The sequence below is a fragment of the Methylobacterium sp. UNC300MFChir4.1 genome, assembly GCF_900110155.1.
Taxonomy (GTDB): domain Bacteria; phylum Pseudomonadota; class Alphaproteobacteria; order Rhizobiales; family Beijerinckiaceae; genus Methylobacterium.
Genome location: NZ_FOCS01000010.1, coordinates 99,634 through 122,593, shown reverse-complemented (window position 1 = coordinate 122,593; position 22,960 = coordinate 99,634). Strand labels below are relative to the sequence as shown.

Annotated in this window: 23 protein-coding genes; 6 read left to right on the top strand and 17 right to left on the bottom strand. The window is 73.0% G+C overall.

Translation table 11 applies throughout. The annotated features are described in order from the left end of the window. Nucleotides 1-10: 10 nt before the first annotated feature. The 5 genes from ilvA to BMY19_RS15380 form a co-directional block, all read right to left on the bottom strand. Nucleotides 11-1,603 (bottom strand): threonine ammonia-lyase, biosynthetic, encoded by a 1,593-nt coding sequence (ilvA, locus tag BMY19_RS15400; RefSeq protein WP_280141636.1) that lies wholly within the window; start codon nt 1,601-1,603, stop codon nt 11-13. Nucleotides 1,604-1,628: 25 nt separating this feature from the next. Continuing rightward, a complete protein-coding gene (locus tag BMY19_RS15395) occupies nt 1,629-1,976 on the bottom strand; it encodes a diacylglycerol kinase (protein ID WP_020093477.1) in 348 nt (115 codons plus the stop codon). Further along, complete coding sequence (locus tag BMY19_RS15390) at nt 1,973-3,031, bottom strand: AbrB family transcriptional regulator (RefSeq protein ID WP_100252193.1); 1,059 nt, start codon at nt 3,029-3,031, stop codon at nt 1,973-1,975. The genes BMY19_RS15395 and BMY19_RS15390 overlap by 4 nt, the downstream gene beginning before the upstream one ends. A 110-nt stretch (nt 3,032-3,141) precedes the next feature. Beyond that, nucleotides 3,142-4,632 (bottom strand): argininosuccinate lyase, encoded by a 1,491-nt coding sequence (locus tag BMY19_RS15385; protein ID WP_100252192.1) that lies wholly within the window; start codon nt 4,630-4,632, stop codon nt 3,142-3,144. A gap of 90 nt (nt 4,633-4,722) precedes the next feature. Then, nucleotides 4,723-5,658 (bottom strand): LysR substrate-binding domain-containing protein, encoded by a 936-nt coding sequence (locus BMY19_RS15380; RefSeq protein WP_100252191.1) that lies wholly within the window; start codon nt 5,656-5,658, stop codon nt 4,723-4,725. Nucleotides 5,659-5,794: 136 nt separating this feature from the next. Here BMY19_RS15380 and BMY19_RS15375 point away from each other — a divergent pair, with 136 nt between their 5' ends. Both BMY19_RS15375 and BMY19_RS15370 read left to right on the top strand, forming a co-directional pair. Beyond that, nucleotides 5,795-7,384 (top strand): catalase, encoded by a 1,590-nt coding sequence (locus tag BMY19_RS15375; RefSeq protein WP_020093473.1) that lies wholly within the window; start codon nt 5,795-5,797, stop codon nt 7,382-7,384. Between the two features lie 85 nt (nt 7,385-7,469). Continuing rightward, nucleotides 7,470-7,946 carry a cupin domain-containing protein gene (locus tag BMY19_RS15370; RefSeq protein WP_091977050.1) on the top strand — a complete coding sequence of 159 codons (477 nt, stop codon included), beginning with the start codon at nt 7,470-7,472 and terminating at the stop codon, nt 7,944-7,946. On the opposite strand, the gene BMY19_RS15365 is transcribed toward BMY19_RS15370, so the two are convergent. The 11 genes from BMY19_RS15365 to BMY19_RS15315 form a co-directional block, all read right to left on the bottom strand. Beyond that, the gene (locus BMY19_RS15365) at nt 7,898-9,142 is read right to left on the bottom strand and encodes an MFS transporter (RefSeq protein WP_100252190.1); all 1,245 of its coding nucleotides are present in this window, start codon (nt 9,140-9,142) and stop codon (nt 7,898-7,900) included. The two genes, BMY19_RS15370 and BMY19_RS15365, sit on opposite strands and share 49 nt — an antisense overlap. After that, nucleotides 9,139-10,770, bottom strand: coding sequence for an apolipoprotein N-acyltransferase (lnt, locus tag BMY19_RS15360; RefSeq protein ID WP_244534924.1), 1,632 nt, complete (start codon nt 10,768-10,770; stop codon nt 9,139-9,141). The genes BMY19_RS15365 and lnt overlap by 4 nt, the downstream gene beginning before the upstream one ends. 88 nt (nt 10,771-10,858) lie before the next feature. After that, nucleotides 10,859-11,992: a hemolysin family protein gene (locus BMY19_RS15355; RefSeq protein WP_020093469.1), complete on the bottom strand. Its 1,134-nt coding sequence runs from the start codon at nt 11,990-11,992 to the stop codon at nt 10,859-10,861. Between the two features lie 36 nt (nt 11,993-12,028). Then, the gene (ybeY, locus tag BMY19_RS15350; protein WP_100252188.1) at nt 12,029-12,508 is read right to left on the bottom strand and encodes an rRNA maturation RNase YbeY; all 480 of its coding nucleotides are present in this window, start codon (nt 12,506-12,508) and stop codon (nt 12,029-12,031) included. A 2-nt stretch (nt 12,509-12,510) separates the two neighbouring features. Further along, nucleotides 12,511-13,527 carry a PhoH family protein gene (locus BMY19_RS15345; RefSeq protein ID WP_244534931.1) on the bottom strand — a complete coding sequence of 339 codons (1,017 nt, stop codon included), beginning with the start codon at nt 13,525-13,527 and terminating at the stop codon, nt 12,511-12,513. 127 nt (nt 13,528-13,654) lie between these two features. After that, entirely contained in the window at nt 13,655-14,992 is a 1,338-nt protein-coding gene (miaB, locus tag BMY19_RS15340; protein WP_020093466.1) for a tRNA (N6-isopentenyl adenosine(37)-C2)-methylthiotransferase MiaB, read from the bottom strand. 154 nt (nt 14,993-15,146) lie between these two features. Beyond that, nucleotides 15,147-16,883 carry an L-lactate permease gene (locus BMY19_RS15335; protein WP_056522564.1) on the bottom strand — a complete coding sequence of 579 codons (1,737 nt, stop codon included), beginning with the start codon at nt 16,881-16,883 and terminating at the stop codon, nt 15,147-15,149. A gap of 343 nt (nt 16,884-17,226) precedes the next feature. Further along, nucleotides 17,227-18,093, bottom strand: a complete 867-nt coding sequence (locus BMY19_RS15330) for a lysophospholipid acyltransferase family protein (RefSeq protein ID WP_020093464.1) — start codon at nt 18,091-18,093, stop codon at nt 17,227-17,229. A 4-nt stretch (nt 18,094-18,097) separates the two neighbouring features. After that, nucleotides 18,098-18,613, bottom strand: coding sequence for a GNAT family N-acetyltransferase (locus tag BMY19_RS15325; protein ID WP_100252187.1), 516 nt, complete (start codon nt 18,611-18,613; stop codon nt 18,098-18,100). Next, the gene (gene tsaB, locus BMY19_RS15320; RefSeq protein ID WP_026604975.1) at nt 18,610-19,284 is read right to left on the bottom strand and encodes a tRNA (adenosine(37)-N6)-threonylcarbamoyltransferase complex dimerization subunit type 1 TsaB; all 675 of its coding nucleotides are present in this window, start codon (nt 19,282-19,284) and stop codon (nt 18,610-18,612) included. The genes BMY19_RS15325 and tsaB overlap by 4 nt, the downstream gene beginning before the upstream one ends. Before the next feature lie 288 nt (nt 19,285-19,572). After that, complete coding sequence (locus tag BMY19_RS15315; RefSeq protein WP_020093462.1) at nt 19,573-20,139, bottom strand: NifU family protein; 567 nt, start codon at nt 20,137-20,139, stop codon at nt 19,573-19,575. 190 nt (nt 20,140-20,329) lie between these two features. Here BMY19_RS15315 and BMY19_RS15310 point away from each other — a divergent pair, with 190 nt between their 5' ends. From BMY19_RS15310 to BMY19_RS15295, 4 genes are all read left to right on the top strand, one after another. Next, complete coding sequence (locus BMY19_RS15310) at nt 20,330-20,797, top strand: atp-dependent helicase (RefSeq protein WP_091680183.1); 468 nt, start codon at nt 20,330-20,332, stop codon at nt 20,795-20,797. A 109-nt stretch (nt 20,798-20,906) separates the two neighbouring features. Continuing rightward, the gene (locus tag BMY19_RS15305) at nt 20,907-21,344 is read left to right on the top strand and encodes a DUF2934 domain-containing protein (RefSeq protein ID WP_100252186.1); all 438 of its coding nucleotides are present in this window, start codon (nt 20,907-20,909) and stop codon (nt 21,342-21,344) included. A 154-nt stretch (nt 21,345-21,498) separates the two neighbouring features. Further along, entirely contained in the window at nt 21,499-22,164 is a 666-nt protein-coding gene (locus BMY19_RS15300; protein ID WP_100252185.1) for an HAD family hydrolase, read from the top strand. A 189-nt stretch (nt 22,165-22,353) separates the two neighbouring features. Continuing rightward, nucleotides 22,354-22,560: a hypothetical protein gene (locus BMY19_RS15295; RefSeq protein ID WP_091680024.1), complete on the top strand. Its 207-nt coding sequence runs from the start codon at nt 22,354-22,356 to the stop codon at nt 22,558-22,560. A gap of 15 nt (nt 22,561-22,575) precedes the next feature. Here BMY19_RS15295 and BMY19_RS15290 read toward each other — a convergent pair whose 3' ends face one another. Next, entirely contained in the window at nt 22,576-22,863 is a 288-nt protein-coding gene (locus tag BMY19_RS15290) for a hypothetical protein (RefSeq protein ID WP_100252184.1), read from the bottom strand. Between the last annotated feature and the right edge of the window lie 97 nt (nt 22,864-22,960).

Sequence of the window (22,960 nt, the reverse complement as noted above, 5' to 3'; positions counted from 1 at the left end):
CCGCCGGGGCTCAGAGCGCCCCGGCGCCCTCGCCGTCGAGGAACAGGCGGTAGGCCGGGTTCTCGGTCTCGTCGGTGGCCGGGTAGCCGAGCGCCTCGATCACGGCGTCGAAGCGGGCGCGCTCGGCCGGCGGCACCGCGATCCCGGCGAGCACCCGGCCGTAATCGGCGCCGTGGTTGCGGTAGTGGAACAGCGTGATGTCGAAGTCCGGGCCCAGCGCTTCGAGGAACTTCATCAGCGCGCCCGGCCGCTCCGGGAACTGGAAGCGGAACAGGCGCTCGTGCGCCACCCCCACGGCCCGGCCGCCGACCATGTAGCGGACATGGACCTTGGCCATCTCGTTGTCGCTCATGTCGAGGACGCGGTAGCCGGCGTCGCGCAGGGAGCCGATCAGCGCCTGCTTCTCGCGCTTGCCGCCGCCGACGTTGATGCCCACGAAGATCTGCGCCTCGGAGCCCGGGGCGTGGCGGTAGTTGAACTCGGTGACGGCGCGCGGGCCGAGGGCCTGGATGAAGGCGCGATAGGCGCCCGGACGTTCCGGGATCGTCACGCCGATCAGGACCTCGCGCTGCTCGCCGATCTCGGCGCGCTCGGCGATGTGGCGCAGGCGGTCGAAGTTCAGGTTCGCCCCCGACGAGATGGCGATCAGCGTGCCGTCGCCGCCCTCGCGCTCCGCGTAGAGCTTGGCGCCGGCGAGGCTCAGCGCCCCGGAGGGCTCGGACACCGCGCGGGTGTCGTCGAAGATGTCCTTGACCGCGGCGCACATGGCGTCGGTGTCCACGGTGATGACCTCGTCGAGATGCTCGCGGCAGAGCCGGAAGGTCTCCTCGCCGGCCTGCCGCACGGCGACGCCGTCGGCGAACAGGCCGACGCTCGGCAGGCTGACCCGGGTGTCGGCCGCGAGCGCGGCGGCCATGCAGGCGGCGTCCTCGGGCTCGACGCCGATCACCTTGGTGCCGGGCCTCAGGTACTTCACGAAGGTCGCGATCCCGGCGGCCAGCCCGCCGCCGCCCACCGGCACGAAGATCGCCTCGATCGGTCCGGTATGCTGCTCCAGGATCTCCTTGCCGATGGTGCCCTGGCCGGCGATCACGTCCGGATCGTCGAAGGGGTGCAGGAAGGTCAGGCCCTGCTCGGCCTCGAGGATCTTGGCCTGCGCCAGGGCCTCGTCGAAGGCGTCGCCGTGCAGCACGACCTCGGCCCCGCGCGCCCGGCAGGCATCGACCTTGATCGAGGGGGTGGTGCGCGGCATCACGATGACGGCCCGCGCGCCGAGCTTGGCGGCGGCGAGGGCGACGCCCTGGGCGTGGTTGCCCGCCGAGGCGCAGACGACGCCGCGGGCGATCTGGTCGGGGTGCAGGCCCGACATCTTGTTGTAGGCGCCGCGCAGCTTGAACGAGAAAACCGGCTGGAGATCCTCGCGCTTGAGCAGGACCGGCCGGCCGAGCCGCTGCGTCAGGCGCGGCATCGGATCGAGGGGGCTCTCGATCGCGACGTCGTAGACGCGGGCGGTGAGGATCTTGCGGATGTAGTCCGTCACGGTGTGCAGTCTCGGCCGATGCGCGGGGCGATGCCGGCCAGATAGACCCTCCGGCCCGCGGATGCGAGCGCGCCCCGCGCGCGGCAGGTCAGCCGAGACGGTCCACCAGCGCCGCCACCCAGACGAGCAGCGCCGCCATCTGCGCCATGAACGTGCCGGCGGAGGCGAGGTCCTTCACGGTCCCGATCATCGGGTGATGGCCCGGATGGACGTGGTCGCAGAGCTTCTCGACGGCGGTGTTCAGGAACTCCGCGGCCAGCATCAGCAGCAGGCTGACCATCAGGGCGACGCGCACCCAGAGCGTCGCGCCGAGGAACAGCGCGACCGGGATCCCGAGCGCCAGGAGCACGAGTTCCTGGCGCACGGCCCGCTCGGTGCGCGCGCCGTGGCGCAGGCCGCGCCAGGAATTGAGGAAGGCGAGGACCAGGGCGTTCATCGGATGGCGGCCTCCGGCACGGACCGGCTGATCCACTTGGCGAGCAGCGGGCCGGTGAGCAGCACCACGAACAGGCGCAGGGTCTGGACGGCCAGCACGAAGGAGACGTCCGCCTTCGAGCCGACCGCGATGATCGCCACCGAGTCGAGGCCGCCGGGGCTCGTGGCGAGGATGGCGGTCAGCAGGTCGATGGGCAGCAGGAGGGTCAGTCCCCAGCCCCACGCCGCGCAGAGGGCGATGACCGAGAAGGTCGCCGCCAGGATGCCCGGCAGGGCGGTGACGGTCAGGCGCAGCGTCTCACGGGTGAAGCGCAGCCCCACGTAGATCCCGATGCAGGCGTAGGCGAGTTCGAGGAGCGGCACCGGCAGCGCCATCCGGACGAGCCCGGTAGCGTGGAGCAGGCTGCCCAGCACCATCGGCCCGATCTGCGCGCCGGCCGGAACCCGCAGGGCGAGCGCCGCGCCCGCGCCGACGGCGGCGACAACGAGCGTCGCCAGCAGCGAGAGCGGACCGGTGACCTCGCCGGCGCCGGCCGACGCCCCCGGGACCGGGGCCTCCATCAGGAAGCGGGCGGCCAGCGAGGCCGAGAACACCACGGCGGCGACGCGCACGTACTGCATGAAGGCGACGAGGCGCGGATCGGCGCCGAAATCCTCGGCCATCGCCACCATGGCGGAGGCGCCGCCGGGGGACGAGCCCCAGGCCGCGGTGGTCCCGGGGAGCACGCGCAGGCGGGTCAGGATCCAGCCGACGAGGCCGCTGACCGCGACGGTGACCAGCACGACCGCGACGATGAGCGGCCCGTCCTCCATCAGGGTCTGGGCGATCTGCCCGGTGACGGCGTGCGCGACGAGGCAGCCGATCGCCGCCTGGGAGGCCTGGAACGCGGGCCGCGGGACGCGCAGGCGCGAACCGCCGACGCCGAAGGCGATGGCCGCGATCATCGGCCCGAGCAGCAGCGCGGCCGGGAACTGCGCCTGCATCAGGCCGTACGACACGGCCGCCGACGCGGCGGCGAGGGCGGCCCAGAGGCCGAGGGTGCGGAGAGGGGGCAAGGCGACCGATCGGGAGAGGCCCGCTTCAGCCGGCAGGCGTCAGGCGCGCGCTATACCGCAATATTGGCCCTGTCACGGCAGAGTTTCGGCACGGCGCCCCCGCGCGGAACTCAGGGCTCGCGCGTGAGGGCCGCGAAGGCGGCGTCGAGGCGCGCCCGGGCATCGGCCAGGCCCTTGCGGCGGGCGTCGAGCCAGTCGCGGTCGGTCCGCAGCCGCGCCTGCGCGGCGCCCAGCATCCGCCGGACCTCCGCGGGCTGCGGGCCGCCTAGCCCCTTCGCGGCGTCGATCATGCCGCGGGCCGACAGCGCCGCCCGGAAGCGGGCCTCGTCGAGGGGCAGGTCCGGCTTCAGCCCCGACCCCGCCGCGGCCTCGGCGTAGATGCGCCGCACCTCCGGGAAGGGCAGGTCGGCCGGGCGCAGGTCGTGGCTGCGGCCGTAGCTCACGAGCTCGGACGCGAAGTGGTGGCCGAGCCGGAACGGCACGTCGGCCTGGCGCTGGAGCGTGTCGGCGAGCTCGGTGGTGGTGGAGTAGTCCGCCGCGACCTCGTCGGCGGCGCGCGCCCGGTCCACGACCAGCCCGTCGAGGACGCGCGTCCAGCGCCGGCACATCTCGGCGGCCTCGGCCAGGGTCCGCCCCGGCGGCTCGGCCTGGTTGCGCTTGTAGTCCGGCATGCCGGAATCGACGTTGTGCGCCATGACGACGAAGGCCTGGGCGGCCCCCACGACGTCGCTGGCCTTCATGCGCAGGCTGTAGAGCGCGACGGGGTTGCGCTTCTGCGGCATGATGCTGCTCGGCCCGGTGAGCGCGCCCTCCCGCAGCAGGATCCAGGGCCGGGTCTGGTGGTACTGCGCGTAGAGATCCTGCGCGAAGCTGCCGGCCGTGGTGGCGAGGTTCGCCGCGAGCCCGGTCAGCTCGAGCCCCATGTCCATGGGCGCGAGCTGGCCGGAATCGTAGCTGTTCTCCACCGGCGCGTCGAAGCCGAGTAGCGCTGCCAGCCTCTCGCGATCCACCGGGAAGCTCGACGTGCCGAGGGCGGCCGCGCCCAGGGGCGACAGGTTCAGCCGCGCCCAGGTCTCCCGGAGGCGGTCGGCATCGCGGGCGAGGACGGATGCGTAGCCCAGGTAGACGTGGCCGAGCGTCGTCGGCTGGGCCTGCACCCCGTTGGTGTAGGCCGGGACGATCGTGTCGGCCTCGCGCTCGGCCACTGCCAGCAGGGCCGCCCGGGTCTCGTCGAGCGCCTTGGCCAGGTTCAGGAGCCGGTCGCGCTGCTCGAGCTTCAGCACCGTCGGGATGATGTCCTGGCGGCTGCGCCCGGAATGCATCCGCGTGGCGTCGGCCCCCGCGATGGCGGTGATCAGCGGCTCGATCCGCAGGTAATCGTCCGGCCGCTCGGCGCCCGGCTTGGCGGCGTCGGCGGCGACCTGGTCGAGGGTGCGGGCGACGGTCGCGCCCAGCGCCCGCGGCACGATGCCGGTCTCCACCGTCATCACCAGGGAGGCGCGGTTGATCTGGTCGATCCGGGCGAAGCTGTCCTTCGGCTCGGCGCGCGCGCCCGCGGGGATCAGCAGCGCCAGTACGGCCCAGACCATCGTGCTCCGCATCGAGCCGCTCCCTGTCGTCACCCGTCCTGATAGACCGGTCGCGGCTCCTCTTCCTATTCACAACCGCTCAAGGTGGGCGTCCGCGGCGGCTCAGGCGACGGCCTCGCCGTCGCGGCAGGCGGCCGTGCCCGCTGGCGCGTGCGCCCGGAAGAAGGCGGCCAGGCTCGCGAGGCCGGCGGTCCGCGGATCGCTCGCGCGCCAGACCAGCGCGATGGTCCGACCGGGACCGTCGACGTCGAAGGCGCGGGTGACCGTCAGGCCGCTGGGATCGGGGCTCGCCGGCACCGCCAGGGCCGGGAGCAGCGTGTATCCGGCGCCCGCCGCCACCATCGAACGGAGCGTCTCCAGGCTGGTCGCGTGGCGGCCGACCGAGGAGCCGGCGCCGCAGGCGGCGATCGTCTGGTCGCGCAGGCAGTTGCCCTCGTCGAGGAGCAGCAGGTCCGGCCCAGCGATCTCGTTGGCGGAGAGCGCGCCGCCCCGGGCGAGGGTGTGCTCGGCCGGGCAGGCGAGCCAGAACGGCTCGACGAACAGCGGCGAGACCGCGAGCCCGTGCGAGGGCAGCGGCAGCGAGACCAGGGCCGCGTCGATGCGCCCGTCGCGCAGCCCCTCGACGATGTCGGCCGTGCGCGATTCGGACAGCGAGAGCATCAGCAGCGGGTACTGCTCGCGCAGGGGCCGCAGCACCAGCGGGAAGAAATAGGGGCCGAGCGTCTGGATCGCCGCCAGCACGAGACGCCCGGTGAGCGGCGAGCCGCGGCCCTCGCTGGCCAGCGCCAGGAGCCGCTGCGCCTCCGCCAGGACGACCCGCGCCTGCCGGACGATGGCCTGGCCCGCCTCGGTGAGCAGGATCCGCCGGTTCGAGCGCTCGAACAAAGTCAGGCCGAGCGCGGTTTCCAGCTTACGGACCTGCACGCTCAGCGTCGGCTGGCTGACGTTGCAGCGCTCGGCGGCCCGGCCGAAATGCCCCTCGTCGGCGACGGCGACGACGTATTCGAGATCGCGGAGGGAGAGGCCGGCCAGATTCATAGGCTGCGTCTATCAGAACCTTTGTGACGATGCATTTGCCTCGGGGTCACGCCCCGGTCATAACCCTTCACCAGAACGGTTCCAGGCTGACTCCGATGTCCACCGAGAGCCTTCGCAGTACGGAGAGACGGTACGCATGAGCGATCAACGCCCGATCCTGACCACCCGCCAGGGCCATCCGGTCCGCGACAACCAGAGCACCCGCACGGTCGGTGAGCGGGGCCCGGCCACGCTCGAGAACTACCAGTTCATCGAGAAGATCACGCATTTCGACCGCGAGCGGATCCCGGAGCGCGTCGTCCACGCCCGCGGCGCCGGCGCCCACGGCTGGTTCGAGGCCTACGGCAAGATCGGCGACGAGCCGGCCTCCAAGTACACCCGCGCCCGGGTGCTGAACGAGACCGGCGTGAAGACGCCGATGTTCGTGCGCTTCTCGACGGTCGCCGGCGCCAAGGAGAGCCCGGAGACCGAGCGCGATCCGCGCGGCTTCGCGGTCAAGTTCAAGACCGTCGACGGCAACTGGGACCTCGTGGGCAACAACCTCAAGGTCTTCTTCATCCGCGACGCGATCAAGTTCCCCGACATGATCCACGCGTTCAAGCCGGACCCGGTGACGAACCGGCAGGAGGCGTGGCGCTTCTTCGACTTCGTGGCCCAGCACCCCGAGTCGATCCACATGGTGACGCACCTGAAGTCGCCCTGGGGCATCCCGGCCAATTACCGCGAGATGGAAGGCTCGGGCGTCAACACCTACAAGCTGGTCAACGACCAGGGTGAGGCGGTGCTCTGCAAGTTCCACTGGGAGCCGAAGCAGGGCGTGCGCAACCTGACCTCGCAGCAGGCTTCCGAGATCCAGGCCAAGGATGTCGGCCACGCGACCCGCGACCTCTACGACAACATCAAGGCCGGCAATTTCCCCGAGTGGGAATTCTGCGTCCAGATCATGCCGGATGGCCCGAACGACCACCTGTCGTTCGACCCGCTGGACGACACGAAGCTGTGGCCGGTGGACCAGTTCCCGCTGCTGCCGGTGGGCCGCATGGTGCTCGACCGCGTGCCGGACAACTTCTTCGCCGAGGTCGAGCAGTCGGCCTTCGGGACCGGCGTGCTGGTCGACGGCATCGACTTCTCGGACGACAAGATGTTGCAGGGGCGGACGCTGTCCTACTCGGACACGCAGCGCTACCGCGTCGGCGCCAACTACCTCCAGCTGCCGATCAACGCGCCGCAGCCCGGCGTGAAGGTCTACTCGAACCAGCGCGACGGTCAGATGGCCTACACGGTCGACGGCACCGGCCCGAACAAGCACATCAACTACGAGCCGTCGACGCTGGCCGAGGGCCTGCGCGAGGCGCCGAAGCCCGCCAAGGACTACCACCAGCCGGTGGAGGGCCGCCTCGGCCGCTACCAGACCTCGCGGACCGAGGACGACTACACCCAAGCCGGCGTCCGGTACCGCTCGTTCCAGGATTGGGAGCGTGACGACCTGATCGCCAACCTCGTGGCCGACATGAAGCAGTGCCCCGAGCCGATCCAGCTGCGGATGGTCTGGCACTTCTGGCACGCCGACGAGGATTACGGCCGCCGCGTCGCCGAAGGCGCCGGGATCGATCTGGAGAAGGCCAAGGCCCTGCCGCCGCTGCCGGGTCGCGCCGCCCCGGGCAAGCGCCTGCAGTCCGAGACCCTGACCGACGGCTCGCAGGCGCACCGGGTCGCCGCCGAGTAAGCCTCGCGCGCGCGCTCATCGACACAGCCCCGCGCGGTCACCCGGCCGCGCGGGGTTCTCGTTTGCGGAACGGACGGGGGCGAAGATGGCGAGTGTCGTGCACCGCGGGCCCGGCCCGAACGCCGTCATCGGCGGCATGCGGGTCTCCTATCTCGCGCGCAGCGACGAGACCGGCGACGGCCTCGGCATCTACCGCGTCGCGATGGATCCCCGGACGCCGGGCGCGGGACTGCATCGCCACGCCCGGCTGACCGAGACCTTCTCGGTCGAGGCGGGCCGGCTCGCCCTGCACGTCGACGGTGCGGATCACGACCTCGGACCCGGCGACTTCGCGCTGATCCCGCCCGGCGTCGCGCACGCCTTCGCCAATCGCGGCGACCGCACGGTGCGCTTCACGCTGAGCTTCGCGCCGGCGCTCGGCCGCGAGGGCTTCTTCGAGGGTCTGGCCCGCCTCGCAGCGGAGGGACGGCTCGGCGACGCCGCCGCGATGACCGACCTGATGGCCCGCTACGATCAGGAACCGCTGGCCGGGTTCGCCGGCTGGAGTTCGGTCAGCGGCTGAGCGGCCGGATCCCGCGGCTCGGGTTCGGCCGCGCTGACCTTCCGGTCGCGTCCGGCGGCGAGCCCGATCAGGATCGCCGCGACGGTGATGCCGACGAACAGGGCGCCTGGCACGGCCCAGCCGCCGGTCGCCTCGTGGGCGAGACCGAAGACCAGCGGCCCCAGCGCGGCGCAGGTGTAGCCGATGCCCTGCGCCATGGCCGAGAGGCCGGCGGCGCTCGCCGCGTCCGCGGCGCGCAGCACGATCAGGGTCAGGCCCAGCCCGAAGCAGCCGCCGATCCCGAAGCCCAGCGCGCAGGCGGCGGGGATCCGCAGAGAATCCGCCCCGAAGGCGAGGACCACGAAGGCGGCGGCCGTCAGGCCGGGTATCACGACGATCCAGGCGCGCTGGTCCCGGGCGCGGGCCGCCAGCATGGCAACGAGCAGGGCGCCCGGCGCCTGAACCAGCGTCGCCAGCGAGGCGTAGAGCCCGGCATTCAGCGGCGTCAGCCCGCGGCCCTGCAGCAGCAGCGGCAGCCAGCCGAACAGGATGTAGGCGAGCGAGGATTGCAGGCCCATGAAGCCCGTCACCCACCACGCGAGCGGGTTGCGGAGCAGCCGCCCGGCGGAGGGCGCGGCGGTCGAGGCGGTCCGGCGGGCGAACGGGATCCACACGAAGGCCGCCACCAGCGCGGGCAGCGACCAGATCGCCAGGGCGGAGGGCCAGCCGCCCCCGAGGGCGTGCTCCACCGGCACCGAGGCCCCGGCGCCCGCGGCCGCGCCGAGGCACAGGGTCATCGTGTAGAGGCCGGTCATCAGGCCGCCGTTGCCGGCGAAATCGCGCTTCACCAGCGCCGGCAGCAGGACGTTGTCGAGCCCGATCCCGATGGCCGCGAGCGCCGTGCCGGCGAAGAGCGGCACGAGGCCGCCGAGACCGCGGAGCGTCAGGCCGGCGACGAGGATGGTCGAGCCGGCGAGCACGGCGAGGTCGGGCCCGATCCGGCGGATCAGCGGCGCGGCCAGCGCGCAGGCGATGCCGAGGCACAGGACCGGCAGCGTCGTGAGGATGGCGGCGCCGCCGGCGCCGAGCCCCGTGCCGTCCCGGATCGTCGCCAGCAGGGGGCCGACCGTGCTCAGCGCCGGGCGCAGGTTGAACGCGACCAGCATCAGCGCGAGGCCGAGCAGGAACCGGTTGGCGGTCGCCCGGTCCGCGCTCACGGGCGCCGCCGCGCGATCACGGCCCCGCCGAGGCAGGCGGCCAGCATCAGCGCGAAGGCGGCGTCGCCGAACTGACCGTAGAGCGTGCCGCCGACGATGCGGGCGGGCAGGTCGGCGTCGAGCCAGGTCTCGGTGTCGAGCGCGGTGCGGGCGACGACGCGGCCGTGCGGGTCGATCACCGCGGAGATCCCGGTATTGGCGTCGCGCACGAGCGGCAGACCCTCCTCGACGGCGCGCAGGCGCGCCTGCGCCAGGTGCTGGCGCGGCCCCGGCGTGTCGCCGAACCACGCGTCGTTGGTGACGTTCAGGATCAGCCCCGGCGGCTGCGGGGACGGCGCGGCGTGCCCGGCGGGCAGGATCGCGCCCGGGAAGATCGCCTCGTAGCAGATCGTCGCCGCGACCGGCGGCAGGCCCGGCACCGTCAGGATCCGCTGCCCGGCGAGCGTCCCGGCCGAGAACCCGCCGGGGATCGCCACGAACTGGCGCAGCCCCACGGCCCGCAGGGCGGCGTCGAGAGGCGCGGGGAGGTACTCCCCGAACGGGACGAGGTGGACCTTGTCGTAGCTGTCGGAGATCCGGCCGTCCGGGCCGATCACCAGGACGGCGTTGTAGAAGCGCAGGCGCTCGCCCGGCAGCGGCTCCTCGGCGCGGGCCGCCCCGGTGATCAGGTGCTGCCCGGGCTTGAGGCCGGCCGCCACCTTGGCCAGGGCGTCGGGGTCGCGCTGGATCAGGAACGGGAAGGCCGATTCCGGCCAGACGATGTGGGTCGGCTCCGGCGCACCGGCCTCCGTCGGGCGCTGGCTCAGCTCGATGTAGCGGTCGACGATGTCGGCCCGGTTCTCGGGCCTGAACTTGGCGTCCTGGGGCAGGTTGGGCTGGACGAGCCGCAGCCGGACACCCGCGACCACCGGGTCGGGCGGACCGAGCCGCTCGGCCCCGTAGAGCGCCAGGCCGGCGAGCACGATCGCGGCGGCGACGCTCGGCCCGAACCGGGCGCGCGGATGCGCGCCGGTGGCGAGCGTCGCGGGCGCCGCGCAGACCAGCGCGGCCAGGATGCACAGGCCGTAGAGCCCGATCGCCGCCGCCCCCTGCATCAGCCAGAGGTTCTGGGCCAGCGCCATCCCGAGGGTGTTCCAGGGGAACCCCGTGAACAGGTGGCCGCGCAGCCAGTCGGCCGCGCCGAGCCCGAAGGCCAGGGCGGCGATCCGCGCCGCGCCCCGCCCCCAGAGCAGGCCCGCGGCGCCGAAACCGGCGCCGTAGAACAGGCCGAGGACGAAGGGCAGGCCGATCACGCCGAGCGGCAGGGCCCAGAGGAACTCGTCGGCCTCGACCAGGAAGGCCTGGCCCAGCCACCAGAGACCGGCGGTGAGGTAGCCGAAGCCCCAGGCCCAGCCGATGAGGAAGCAGGGCGCGAACCGCCGGAGTGTCGTCCGGCCGGCGGCCGCCCCGTCCTGCAGCCAGACCGCGATTGTCAGGGAAACTGCGAGGGCCGGGAGGAGCCCGTAGGGCGGCATCGCCAGCGCGCCCAGGGCGCCGGCGAGCCACGCCAGCCCGAGCCGGCGCCAGCCGGTCAGGCGCGCGATCGCCAGCACCGCGCCGGGGACGCGCGCCCGCTCCGGATCGGACATGGGACCCGGGATCGGCCCGCGCATCGGTGCGCCGGCCGCCGCGGGCGACCGGGCGAAACCGTCCACCAGACCCGTCACGCCGCGACCGTCACGGGTGCGGCGTCTCGGCGACCGGGGCGTTCGCGGGCGGCGGCAGGGCGAGCGGCACGACGTTGCCGATGCGCGCCGCGCCCTTGTGGAACCGGAGCCGCTTCAGGCGGCGCGGATCGGCGTCGAGCACCTCGAACTCGAGGTCCCCGGGGCCGGCGATCAGCTCGCCGCGCGACGGGACGCGGCCCGCCAGCGTCACGATCATGCCGCCCAGCGTGTCGATCTCCTCGGCCATCTCGCCGACGGCCGCGACGAGGTCGACGCCCGTCACCTCGGAGACCTCGGCCAGCGGCGTGCGCGCGTCGGCCACGAAGACCTCGCCCTCGCCCTCGACGCGCTGGACGTACTTGTCCTCGGCAACGTCGTGCTCGTCCTCGATATCGCCGACCACGACCTCGATCAGATCCTCGATGGAGATCAGCCCGTCGGTGCCGCCGTACTCGTCGATGACCAGCGCCATGTGGGTGCGGGTCGCCTGCATCCGCACCAGCAGGTCGATCGCCGGCATGGAGGGCGGCACGAACAGGACCGGCCGCTGGATGCGCGCCGCCGCCAGCGTGGTCGTCAGGTCGACCTTGCCGAGGTCCAGGCCGCGCGGCAGGCGCGACGCCGGCCGGCGCGGGCGCGGCGCGGCCGGCGCGTCCGCCGCGCCGTCGGCCGCGACCTCGGCGGGCTTCGAGACGGCGGGCGCGCTGCGCCGGGCCGGCTCGGCCTTGGCGGCGATGTGGTCGACGAGGTCGCGGATGTGGACCATGCCGCGGGGATCGTCGAGGGTCTCGCCGTAGACCGGCAGCCGGGAATGGCCGGCCGTGCGGAACAGCTTGAGCAACTCGCCGAGGCTCGTGTCGTTCGAGACGGCGACGATGTCGGCCCGGGGGACCATCACGTCGTCGACGCGCACCTTGTGCAGGCCGAGGACGTTCTTGAGCATGACGCGCTCGAGCGGGGTGAGGCCGCTCTCGCCGGCGTCCGGCTCCGCCAGCGCCTCCTCAAGACCCTCGCGCAGCGAATCGCGCGGCTTGAGATGGAGCGCCTGGAGCAGGCGGTCGTACCAGGGCTCCCGGTGCTGGGACTCGCCCTCGGTGGAACTGGGCGCGGCCAGGGCCGCGCCGCGACTTCGATCGTTGCTCATGTCTCTCGGGTCTGGGGTCGCTCGGACGTCGCGCGCTCAGGCATAGGGATCCGGGATGCCGAGGGTCGCGAGTGCCGCGACCTCGAGGGCTTCCATGGCATCGGCCTCGGCCTCGCCGATCTCGTGGTCCTGACCGAGACAATGCAGGGTGCCATGGACGAGGAGGTGGGCGAGGTGATTCTGGAGCGGCTTCGACTGCTCCGCACTCTCGCGCACCAGGGTCTCGTACGCAAGGACCACGTCGCCGAGGGGCGCGGCGGTCCCGGCATGCCGCGGCTGCGGGGCGGCCGGGAAGGACAGGACGTTGGTGGGCTTGTCCTTGCCGCGCCAGGTCCTGTTGAGTTCCTGGACGGCGGCGTCGTCGGTTAGCAGGACGCTGACCTCGACGGGACCGTCCGGCCTCCCGGGGGCGACGGCGAGCCCGGCCTCGACGGCGCGGGTGACGAGGGCCTCGAGATCCGGAACCGCCGTCTCCCAGCGCGCGTCCTCGACGGCGAGGTCGATCTCGTGGGGCATGGTCACGCCAGGGGCCGGCGGCGGGGATTCGGGTTGCGGTCGGCCTCCGCGCTGCCGTGGGCGGCGCGCTCGTAGGCGGTCACGATCCGGCGGACGAGGTCGTGGCGGACCACGTCGACGTCCTTGAACCGCACGTGCCCGATCCCCTCGACGCCCTCCAGCACGCTGACCGCTTCCACGAGGCCGGATTTCTGGCCCGGCGGCAGGTCGATCTGGCTCGGATCGCCGGTGATGATCATGCGCGAGCCCTCGCCCAGGCGGGTGAGGAACATCTTCATCTGCATGGAGGTGGTGTTCTGCGCCTCGTCGAGCAGCACCACCGCGTTGGTGAGGGTTCGGCCGCGCATGAAGGCGAGCGGCGCGATCTCGATCTGGCCGGTCTGGAGGCCGCGATCGACGTGGCGGGCCTCCATGAAGTCGTACAGGGCGTCGTAGATCGGGCGGAGGTAGGGGTCGACCTTCTCGCGCATGTCGCCCGGCAGGAAGCCCAGGCGCTCGCCGGCCTCGACCGCGGGCCTGGACAGGATCAGCCGCTCGGCATGGCCCTGCTCCAGGAGCGACACGGCGTGGCCGACGGCGAGCCAGGTCTTGCCGGTCCCGGCCGGGCCCTCGGCGAAGACCAGCTCGTTGGTGCGCAGGAGCTTGATGTAGGCGTCCTGCGCCGGGTTGCGCGCCCGCACGGCCCCGCGCTTGCGGGTGGCGATCTGCTCGAAATGCGGCCTGTCGGCCTCGGCCGCGATGACCTCGGCCGGGAACAGGGTCGCCTGCGCGGTGGCCTCACGGATGGCGCCGTCCACGTCGCCGAGGGTCAGCGTGCTGCCGCCGGTCCGCACCCGGGCGTAGAGCTTCTGGAACACCCGCCGCGCCGTCTCGGCGGCGTCGGCCGGCCCCTTGATGACGAGGTGGTTGCCGAGCGCGGTGGCGGTGACCTCCAGCCGGCGCTCGATATGGGCGACGTTCTGATCGTACTGGCCGAAGACGAGGCTCGCGAGGCGGTTGTCGTCGAAGGTCAGCGGCACCTCGACCGCCTCGTCCGATCCGGCCGGCCGCGCCGCCGGGCCGCGCCCCTTGAGCGCGCCGCGCGCGCCCGCACCGTCCGACGCGCTCAAGCCGCCATCCTCGCCATCATCCCGACCGCTCCGCTCCTCACGCCGCCGCAGCCGCGGAGACGAGTTCCCCGAACAAGCTGTTGGACCCTGCCTCGGTGATCCGCACGGGCACGACCTGTCCGATATGGTGAGGCGCGGCGTCGAACTGGACGGCCAGCAGGTGCGGCGTCTTGCCCGCGACCTGACCGGGGTGCCGCCCGGGCTTCTCGACCAGAACGTCGAAGACCCGGCCGACGGCCGCCCGCTGATAGGCGTGGCGCTGGCCGTCGAGGAGCGCCTGCAGCTCGGCGAGCCGGGCCGCCATCACGGCCTCCGGCACCTGATCGGTGCGGTCGGCGGCCGGCGTGCCGGGGCGCGGGCTGTACTTGAACGAGAAGGCGCTCTCGAAGCCGACGTCGCGCACGAGCCGCAGGGTCTCGGCGAAGTCCGCGTCGGTCTCGCCGGGGAAGCCGACGATGAAGTCGGAGGACAGGGCGATGTCGGGCCGCGCCGCGCGGATCCGGTCCATCAGCCGGCGGTACTGGTCGCCGGTGTGCTTGCGGTTCATCGCGGCGAGGATCCGGTCGGAGCCCGACTGCACCGGGAGGTGCAGGTAGGGCATCAGGGCCGGCACCTCGGCGTGCGCCCGGATCAGGGCGTCGTCGAAGTCGTTCGGGTGGCTCGTCGTGTAGCGGATCCGCGCGATGCCGGGGATCTTCGCCACCGCGCGCACCAGGTCGGCGAGGCCCGCGGGCGCGCCGTCGGGGCCGTCGCCGTGATAGGCGTTGACGTTCTGGCCGATCAGCGTGATCTCGCGGACGCCCCCGTCGGCGAGCTTCTCGGCCTCGGCGAGCACCGCCGCCACGGAGCGCGAGACCTCCGCGCCCCGCGTGTAGGGCACCACGCAGAAGGCGCAGAACTTGTCGCAGCCCTCCTGAACGGTGAGGAAGGCCGACGAACCCAGCGTCCGCCGGCGGGGCAGGTGGTCGAACTTGTCCTCGACCGGGAACTCGGTGTCGACGACGCGGCGCTCGCGGGAGCGCGCCAGCAGGTCCGGCAGCCGGTGATAGCTCTGCGGGCCGACGACCACGTCGACGGCGGGCTGGCGCGCCTGGATCTCGGCGCCCTCGGCCTGGGCGACGCAGCCCGCGACCACGATGCGCGTGTCGAGGCCCTGCGCCTTCCGCTCACCCTTGAGCACGCGCAGGCGGCCGAGTTCGGAATAGACCTTCTCGGCGGCCTTCTCGCGGATGTGGCAGGTGTTGAGGACGACGACGTCCGCGTCCTCGACCGTGTCGGTCGCCGTGTAGCCCTCGGCGCCGAGGACGTCGGCCATGCGGGCCGCGTCGTAGGCGTTCATCTGGCAACCGTAGGATTTGACGAAAGCCTTCTTCAACGCGCGCCGTCCCGAACCGTCCGATGATCCTTGCACCCGCCCCGCGGGGCCCGGCACGCGGCCTGTAGCACGGATCGCGGGGGCCGTCGCGGCGCCCGAAACGCGACCGGCCGCCCGCGGGCGGCCGGTCAGAGGCTGGCCGGTCGAACCGGCCTCAGTGGGCGGCCGGCGCCGCCGCGGGCAGGTCGATGACCATCTGCTGGAAGAACGGCACGTAGGCCTGCAGCATCACGAACAGCCCGACGAGGCAGGCCAGCGCGATCGAGTGCCAGAACACGAAGCGCAGGATCTTGCCTTCCTGGCCGAAATAGCCGGTGGCCGTGGAGGCGACGACGATCGACTGGGCGTCGACCATCTTGCCCATCACGCCGCCCGACGAGTTCGCCGCCGCCATCAGCACGCCCGAGAGGCCGAGCTGCTCGGAGGTAATCCTCTGGAGGCCGCCGAACAGCACGTTCGAGGCCGTGTCCGAACCCGTGAGCGCCACGCCCAGCCAGCCTAGCAGCGTCCCGAAGAACGGGTAGAGGATGCCGGTGCCCGCGAAGGCCAGCCCGAGCGTGGCGTCGACGCCCGCGTAGCGGGTGAGGACGCCGAGCGCGAGCATCGCCGCGATGGTGATGAGCGAGTAGCGCAGGGCCCAGATGGTCTCGAAGTAGGCGGTGACGAGGCGTAGCGGCGAGAACCGCATGATCAGGCCGGAGATGATCGCCGCGATCAGCACGCCGGTGCCGGTGTACGACATGTAGGTGAACAGGAAGACCGCGCCCTCCGGCACCGGCTTGGCCACCACCGGCGGCACCTTCATGATCACGTTGTGCAGGCCCGGCACCTCGTATTTCCAGGTGAAGAGCGGGTTGACGATGCCCTTGAACCAGCCGGTCCCCCAGATGGCCACGACGATCGACAGGATGATCCACGGCACCCAGGCCATCAGGATCTCGCCCTGCGAGGCGGTGCGGGCGCCGGTATGGACCGGGGGCGTGCCGGGCACGCCGGCGCCGAGCGCCACGGGCCGCGGACCGGCGACGGCGAGCGACGGATCGTGGCCGCGCAGAGCCGGCGACGACCAGATCTCCTTGGGCTGCCAGACCTTCAGGAACAGCACGAGCGCGAGCATCGAGGCGAGCGAGGCGCCGATATCGACGATCCACGGGTTGACGTAGTTCGAGATCAGGAACTGCGCGACCGCGAAGGAGGCGCCGCAGACCAGGATCGGCGGCCACACCCGGATCATGCCGCGGAACCCCGCGAACACCCAGATCAGCCAGAACGGCACGATCAGCGAGAACAGCGGCAGCTGCCGGCCGATCATCGCGCCGAGGATCTCGGGCGGGTAGCCGGTGACCGAGGCGAGGCCCTGGATCGGCGCGCCGAGCGCCCCGAAGGCCACCGGCGCGGTGTTGGCGATCAGCGACAGGCCGGACGCGGCGAGCGGCGAGAAGCCGAGGCCGATCAGGATCGCGCCCGTGACGGCGACCGGCGTGCCGAAGCCGCCCGCGCCCTCGAAGAAGGCGCCGAACGCGAAGGCCACCAGGAGCAGCTGGAGGCGTCGGTCCGCGGTGATGCCCGCCACCGACTGTTGCAGGATCGCGAACCAGCCCTTCTCCACCGTGAGCCGGTAGAGGAAGATGACGTTGAGGATGATCCAGCCGATCGGGAAGAAGCCCGTGACCATCCCGAGGATGGCGGCGCGGGTGGCGAGATCGGTCGGCATGCCGAAGCCGACGATGGCCACCAGCATGGCGAGGCCGAGGGCGATGACCGCCGCGATATGGGCCTTCACGCGCCCGCTGGCGATCATGGCGAGCAGTGCGATGACCGGCACTGAAGCGGCGAGCGTCGAGAGCCACGGGCTCCCGAACGGGTCGTAAACCTGGTTCCAGGTTTGCACCGGGCGTCCTCCAATAATTTCCGTCTGTTCCGGATTGCGGCCTAGCTAGCAGACGTGTTCCGGCCGCTCAATGCGTTGAATCATGTATTCTGACGGTGATTCCACCGGCTTACTCTCGCGCGGATCGGCGGATCCGCCCGGTCGAACAGCGACGAGCTGGTCTCGAAAGGATCAGACCCGTCCGGACCAGGCGTAAAATCTGGATCTGAGACAGGATTCCGTTCGCGTCCAGGAGCTTAGGCGTGGAAAAGCAGGCCGCGCGCGCCTCCCACGGTGCCGGGGTCGCGGGCGCGCCGGCTCCGGATCCCGACGCGGGAGCAGCGTCCGGCGCAGCGCCGAGGGTTCAGACCGGCGCGATCTCCGGCCCCTGGAGACCGATCCCCGGGGCGGCCGGCCGCGTGTCGGGTGCCGGGGCGGTGCCGGCGCCCGTGCCGGCGCCCCGCAGGGCCGCGCGCACCTCGGCTTCGGCGGCCGCGGTGGCGACCTTCCGGTCGGTGGTCGCCTCGAAGGGGATCGGCGCGCCCCAGACCACGTGCACGTCGATGGGGCCGCCCTGCACGAAGGTCGCGAGGTGCGGCACCAGCTCCATGTCGCCGTACCACGCGATCTCCGCGCGCTCGGCGCGCGTGACCGGCAGGCCGTTGCGCCGTGGATAGGCGATGGCGAGCGGCTGGAGGCGCACCCGTCCGCGCCCGGCCTCGGCCTGCAGCGCCGCGCGGGCGGCGCCGACGAGGGAGGAGCGGAACGGCAGGAGCCGGGTCCCGTCGCCGGTGGTCCCCTCCGCGAACAGGACGACCAGCTCCCCCTCGGCCAGGCGGTGGCCCATGGCGGTGCTGACGCTCGCGGTCGCGCCGCGGCGCTGCCGGTCGATGTAGATCGTCCGCTGGAGCCCCGCGAGGACGCCGATCAGCGGCCAGCCGGCGATCTCGGACTTCGCCACGAAGGAGAGCGGCCGCAGCGAGCCCACCGCGATGATGTCGAGCCACGAGACGTGGTTGGCGAGCACCAGAGCCGCCTCGCCGGGGGCCGGGGGCGTCCCGCTCTGCGTGACCCGCACCCCGAACAGCCACAGGAAGACGCGGTGGAACAGGATCGGCGCCAGGGTCGCGCGGCGGCCGAGGAGGCGCAGGGCGATCCAGTGGGGCGGTCCCAGCACAGCGAAGGCGAGGGCGAGGGCCGCGACGCGCCAGGCGATGCCGAGGCGGCTCACGGCGTCACAGGTCGGCGCTCATCGTCAGCGCGGTCGCCCGGCTGCCGTCGGCCTTGAGATAGTAGCCGGTGCGCGAACCGACCTGCCGGAAGCCGTGCCGGGCGTAGAGCCGCAGCGCGGGAGCGTTGCCCTCGTCGACCTCCAGATGCACCCGGGCGACGCCGTCGAGGGCGAGGCTCGCCAGGTGCTCGCGGAGCAGCGTGCGGCTGTGGCCGCCGCCGCGCAGAGCCGGGGACAGCACGACCGTCAGGATCTCGGCCTCGTCGGCGGCCCGGCGCGAGAGCACGAAGCCCTGGAGGACGCCCGCGCGCCAGAGGGCGTGCGCGTGGGTCGAGCGCTCGCAGAGCATCCGCTCGAACTCGTGCGCGTCCCAGGGCCGCGCGAAGGCGGTCGCGTGGAGGCGGGCGAGGGCAGGGGCCTGCGCGGCGTCGCGGAGCGGCGCGACGTAGGGCTCCGGGGTCAGCGCGTCCCACCACGCGAACCACCAGTCGAAGGGCCAGAAGGGCAGCGGGCGCGTCATCGCCGTGCGATCCGCGCGTGGTCCTGCGGCCGGGCATCCGGCCCCCGCAGGTAGAGGGGCCGCGCCAGGGCCTGCGCCGGGTCGGCGACGAGGCCGAGGGAGGCCACCGCCGCGATATCGGGACCGCCGACATGGGCGACGCGCGCCGCGACGCCGCGTGCGGCGAGCGCGGCGGCCAGCATCGGCGCGCCGGAGCCGGTCAGCACCACCGGGCCGTCGCCCAGCTGCTCGGCCGCCGCCTCGACGGCGAGATGCGCGGGCGCGAGGCCGTCGCCCGGCCCGAGGGCCTGCACGTAGACAGCGCCGTGGCGGGCGTCGATCACCGCGGCGATCGTGCCCGCGACGGTGTCGGCCAGGAGCGGCGCGAGGAGCGCCGAGAGGGTGCCGACGCCGACGACGGGCTTGCCGGTCGAGAGGCCGATGGCGCGGGCCGCCGACAGGCCGACCCGCAGCCCGGTGTAGCTGCCGGGCCCGACCGTCACGGCGACCCGGTCGATCGCCTCAAATCCGCCCTCGACCCGAGCGATCACCCGCTCGATCAGCGGCAGCAGGGATTCCGCGTGGCCGCGCGCCATGGGCAGCGACTCGGCGGCGAGGGGCGCCTCGGACTCCTCCGCCATGACGCAGGCGGCGCAGGTGTCCAGCGCTGTGTCGATGGCCAGGATACGCACGCTCACTCCCACAGGCCGGTCCGCGCCGACGGTTGCCTCCCTGCGCCGCGACGGGCGCGAAGAGCCTCCAGCGTTAGAGCAAAACCGACGCCTCGTCAGCGGCGGGGCGCCCGCACCGGGCGGATCACCGGTGGAGTGTTGCCGGCTTGCGCCGGTGCGCGCCCGCGGCCTCGGACGGGTCCGGCGCACCGGCCCCCGGCTCCGCCGCGAAGGCGGGAGCCGGGGGGCAGCCGAGGGCCGTTCCGGCCCTCCGGCGTGCCGCCCGCACCGCGGCGCGGGCGCGAATCCTCAGATCGCCTGGACCTCGCGGATCTCCGGCAGGAAGTGCCGGAACAGGTTCTGCACGCCGTGCCGCAGGGTCGCCGTGGAGGACGGGCAGCCCGAGCAGGCCCCCTTCATCTCCAGATAGACCACGCCCTCCTTGTAGCCGCGGAAGGTGATGTCGCCGCCGTCGCCCGCCACCGCCGGGCGCACCCGGGTCTCGAGCAGGTCCTTGATGGTCACGACGGTGTCGTGGTCCGCCTCGTCGTAGAACTCGTCGCCCGGCTCGATCTCGCCGTGGCCGCCCTCGGCCATCACGGGCGCGCCGGACTGAAAGTGCTCCATGATCGCGCCGAGCACCGCCGGCTTGACCTGCGCCCAGTCCGAGCCGTCCTCGGCCTTGGTCACCGAGATGAAATCGTGGCCGAAATAGACGCCCGCCACGCCCGGGACGGTGAACAGCGCCGCGGCCAGGGGCGAGCGGGCGGCGGCCTCGGCGTCCCGCGCCTCGAAGGTCGATTCCGCCAGCACGACGCGGCCGGGCAGGAACTTCAGGGTGGCCGGGTTCGGCGTGGCTTCGGTCTGGATGAACATGGTGGCGATACTCCGCTGCGCCGGTTCAAGGCCGGCCGGGACAGGCGCCGCGAGGCGCCGCCTCCCATGTGGACCGGCGATCGGATTTTCTCAACCTGTCGTCCGGTCCCGCCGGCGCGCGAGAGTGGACATTCGGCCGACGGCGCGACAGGACGAACGCCGTCGAACGCCAGAGGAGCCGGCAGTGGACATGACCGCGGACCAGACCCTCGCGCAGGACTTGCTGAAGGATCTGCGCGAGGCCCAAGCCAAGCTGGACGCGGCGCGCGCGGAAGCGGCCTCGCTCAAGGTGCTGCTCGCGCTGCGCACGCATCAGCACGACCAGGCCTGGCAGGAGGGGCAGCGCCTCGCCGCGGCGCTCGCGGAGGCGCAGACCCGCGCGGAGGCGGCCACGACCGCGCGGGCCGAGACGCAGGTGGACGCGCAGGCGAACGCGGCCGCGTCCGAAGCCGCCGCGATGGCCGACGAGCGCACCGAGGCGGTCCGGACCGTCCTGGGCGCGGTCCTCGCCAGCATCGGGCACCGCGCCCTCGACCGGCGGCGCTTCCAGGACCTGATCGCCCGGGCCGGCCGCGAGGCGCCGGATCAGGGTCCTGGCGCGGCCCGGCACGCCGTGCTGCTGACCGAGGCGCGGCGGGTGCTGGGGATCGCCCAGTAGGGCGGCCCGAAGCGCGCGCGCACCGCGACCGGTCGCCGGCGGCAGGGTTAACCGACGCTTAACCCGGCTCTCCCATCGTCGTCCCCGGGACGGACAGGAGATCGACCGCATGCTGATCAGCGAGCACCACGTGCGCGAGTGCGCCTACTACATCTGGGAGAACGAGGGCCGGATTCACGGGCACGCTGCGGCCCACTGGATCCGCGCCGAGTCCGAGCTGCGCGCGAACGCGATGCTCGCGGCCGCCGCGTCCGAGACGGTCGAGGCCGCCAAGCTCGTCGAGGCCGCCGCGAAGGCCGCGCCGGTGAAGACCGCCGCCAAGCCGGTCGCCAAGCCGGTCGCCAAGACCGCTGCCACCAAGACCGCCATTGCCAAGCCCGCCGCTGCCAAGCCCGCCGCGTCGAAGACCGCCGCTGCCAAGCCCGCGGCCGTGAAGGCCGCCGCGAAGCCGGCGGCCCCGAAGCCCGCCCGCGCCTCCAAGGCCGCGGTGACCGCCGGCCTCGCCGCCAAGGCGAAGCCTGCCCGGACCCCGGCCTCGATGCACTGAAGGGTCGGCGCCGCGGCGCCACCCCGGCCTTTCCCGGAGCCCGCCCCTCGCGCAGGGGCGGGCTTCCGTCGTTCGTGGGCCCGGCGCGGAACAGGCCGGGCGCCGGCAGGTTGTCCGGCCTGATGCGGGCGCAGGGCTCCGCGACGGGGCTGCGATGCGCGCGGTGATCTTCGACATCGACGGGACGCTGCTCGACAGCGTCGACCTGCATGCCCGCGCCTGGGTGGAGGCCTTCGCGCATTTCGGCGTGGAAACCGGCTTCGCCGAAGTCCGCCGGCAGATCGGCAAGGGCGGCGACGAGCTGATGCCGGTCTTCCTGTCGGAGGAGCGGATCGCGCGGGAGGGCGAGACCATCGAGGCCTACCGCTCCGACCTGTTCAAACGGCGCTACCTGTCCGAGGTCCGGCCGTTCCCGGGTGTCCGGCCGCTGTTCGAGCACATCCGCTCCGCCGGGCTGAAGATCGCGCTCGCCTCGTCGGGCAAGCGCTCCGAGGTCGAGCACTACACCGAGATCCTGGAGATCGGCGACCTCGTCGACGTCGCCACGAGCTCGGACGACGCGGACCGGTCCAAGCCGCACCCCGACATCTTCGAGGCCGCCCTGGCGAAGCTCGACGGCGTCCCGCCCGACGCGATCATCGTCGTCGGCGACACCCCCTACGACGCCGAAGCCGCCGCGAAGGCGGCCCTGCGCACCGTCGGCCTCCTCTGCGGCGGCTTTCCGGAGGCGGACCTGAGGGCGGCCGGCTGCGCGGCGATCTACCGGGACCCCGAGAATCTGCTCGACCGATTCGCGGAGTCGCCGCTGGCGGGCGGCTGAGCGCCGGCCCGGCAAGCGGATTCCGCGGCGGGTCCGGCGTCGTCCACACATTCCCGCCACGCTGTTGCAGCGCGGTGACGCGGAGCGATGCCGGCTACGTATTCACGCGAAAAGGACTGGTGCCCGTCGATCGAAAGGCGTAGCGACCCGCCCGCCAATCTGGACTCCTTCGAAGGACGAGCGCCTCGCATGCCCCAGACTCACCAGGCCGGCCCGGCACCGCGCTTCGTACCGGTCGCCAAGTCGCTGCCGGAGCAGATCGCCGACGCGGTCGAGAGCCGGTCGACCCCGCTCAGCCAGCTGCTCCGCCTGATGGCCGCCCTCGATGCCGAAGGCGGTAACGAGGCCCTGCGGCTGCGGCTCCGCGCCCGGATCGGCGCGCCGCTCGACGCCTGACCCCCGCGTCGCGGGTCAATGCCGCCGGTGCCGATGGCGCCGGCCACCCCGCTTCGCCGCCGGTGCGGCCGCCTTCGCGACGCGGTCCATGCAGGCGAAGTAGATCCGGCGCCCGATCTCCTCGAGTTCGAGACCCTGCGGGTTGGGCGCCGAGAACACCTTCGCGCGGGCGTCGTTGCGGCAGGCCGCGTCCTCCGGGCTCCGGATCGGCGGCTCCGCCCGGGCGGCCCCGCCGGCCAGGGCCGAGACGATCCAGGTCGCTGCCACGATCGATACGCGCGTGCTTGCCAGGGTACTCGGCATACTGACGTTCGGACCTCACTCGCTCGAGACACAGATAGAGCGTCTCGATCACCCGTGAAGCTTGGTCAGAGTGCGGGCTCCGGCAATAATCGACAGC